The organism is Mycobacterium simiae (genome assembly GCF_008370645.1).
GTDB lineage: Bacteria > Actinomycetota > Actinomycetes > Mycobacteriales > Mycobacteriaceae > Mycobacterium > Mycobacterium simiae_A.
The window spans coordinates 1-1,941 of the sequence record NZ_VTZN01000357.1 but is presented as its reverse complement, the minus strand read 5'-3'; the positions used below and the strand labels follow the sequence as shown (position 1 = coordinate 1,941).

The following is a 1,941-nucleotide window of genomic DNA, read 5'->3' as shown; positions in this document are numbered from 1 at the left end:
AGCGCGGCGTTGTGCGCACTTGAGGGCGTCGATCAAGCCGTCGTCATTGCTCGCGAAGACCGCCCCGGCGACAAACGTCTCGTCGGCTACCTCACCGGCACCGCCGACATCACCAGCGTGCGCGCCGAGTTGGCCACCCGACTACCCCACTACATGCTGCCCGCCGCACTCGTCGTGCTCCCGGCACTGCCGTTAACACGCAACGGCAAACTCGACACCCGCGCCCTACCCGCCCCCGACTACACCACCGACCACTACCGCGCCCCGACCAGCCCAGTCGAAGAAATCCTGGCCACCCTCTACAGCCAGGTGCTGGGCATCGACCGCATCGGCATCGACGACTCCTTTTTCGACCTGGGTGGGGACTCCCTGCTGGCCATGCGAGCCGTCGCGGCCATCAACACCACCCTGGATGCCGACCTGACGGTACGCAGCCTGTTCGACACCCCCACCATCGCCGGGCTCGCCCCCCACCTCGGCGCGGCCCCCCACCGGCGCACCCCGCTGATAGCCGCCGACCGGCCCGCAACGATCCCGTTGTCGTTCGCCCAAAACCGGCTATGGCTGCTCGACCAACTACAAGGCCCCACCCCGGTCTACAACATTGCCTGGGCGCTGCGGCTAGCCGGTGACCTCGATACCGAGGCCCTCGGGGCAGCCCTGACCGACCTGATAGCCCGCCATGAAACCCTGCGCACCGTCTATACCGCCAGCGCGGGCATACCCCAACAGCACGTCCTACCCCTATCGGCGCTAGAGCTGGGCTGGCAGGTCATCGACGCCACCACCTGGCCAGCCCATCAACTCCAGCACGCCCTGAGCACCGCCGCCCGCCACACCTTCCACCTGGCCACCCAAATCCCGCTGCGCGCACAGCTTTTCCGCACCGGCGAACACGAACACGTGCTGGTGATCGTGGTGCACCACATCGCCGCCGACGGCTGGTCACTGACCCCCCTGACCACCGACCTCAGCGCGGCCTACGCCAGCCGATGCGCCGGACAAGCCCCCCACTGGCCCCCATTAGCGGTCCAGTACGTCGACTACACCCTGTGGCAACGCCACCAGCTCGGCGAGCTGACCGACCCCGACAGCCCCATCACCACCCAACTGGCCTACTGGGAAAAAACCCTGGCCGACATGCCCGAGCGCCTCCACCTACCCACCGACCGGCCCTACCCCCCCACCGCCGATCACCACGGCGCCAGCCTGACCATCCACTGGCCCGCCGCCCTGCACCACCAACTCACCCACCTGGCCCGCGACCACCACGCCACCACCTTCATGGTCATCCACACCGCCCTAACGGTGCTGCTCGCACAACTAAGCGTCAGCCCCGACATCGCGATCGGCATCCCCGTGGCCGGCCGCACCCACCCCGCCCTCGACCACCTCGTCGGCATGTTCGTCAACACCCTGGTACTGCGCACACAGCTCGACGGCGACCCCACCCTCGCCCAACTACTCACCCAGGTACGCACCCGCAACCTCGAAGCCTTCGAACACCAAGACCTACCCTTCGAAACCCTCGTCGAGCGACTCAACCCCACCCGATCGACGTCGCATCACCCCCTGATCCAAGTCCTGCTGGCCTGGCACCCCCCCACCCCCACCCAACAACTAGGCGAACTCGACATCACACCCCTGCCCCTAACCACCCACACCGCCCGCATGGACCTCACCTTCATGCTCGCCGAACACTTCACCGACACCGGCCAACCCGCCGGCATCACCGGGACCGTGGAATACCGCACCGACATCTACGACACCACCACCATCACCACCCTCACCGACCGACTGCAACGGCTCCTGCAAACAATGACCGACAACCCCGACCGGCCGCTGTCATCGATCGACCTGCTCAACACAGCCGAACACGCCCACCTCGAACAGCTCGGCAACCACACGGCCCTAACCACCCACCCAACCACCCCACCAACA

The 1,941-nt window shown here is 66.9% G+C and carries 1 protein-coding gene; it reads left to right on the top strand.

Translation table 11 applies throughout. From position 1 onward, the window contains the following. Positions 1 to 1,941: condensation domain-containing protein (locus F0Q45_RS25730; protein WP_262491189.1), on the top strand; the 1,941-nt coding region annotated here is incomplete at both ends.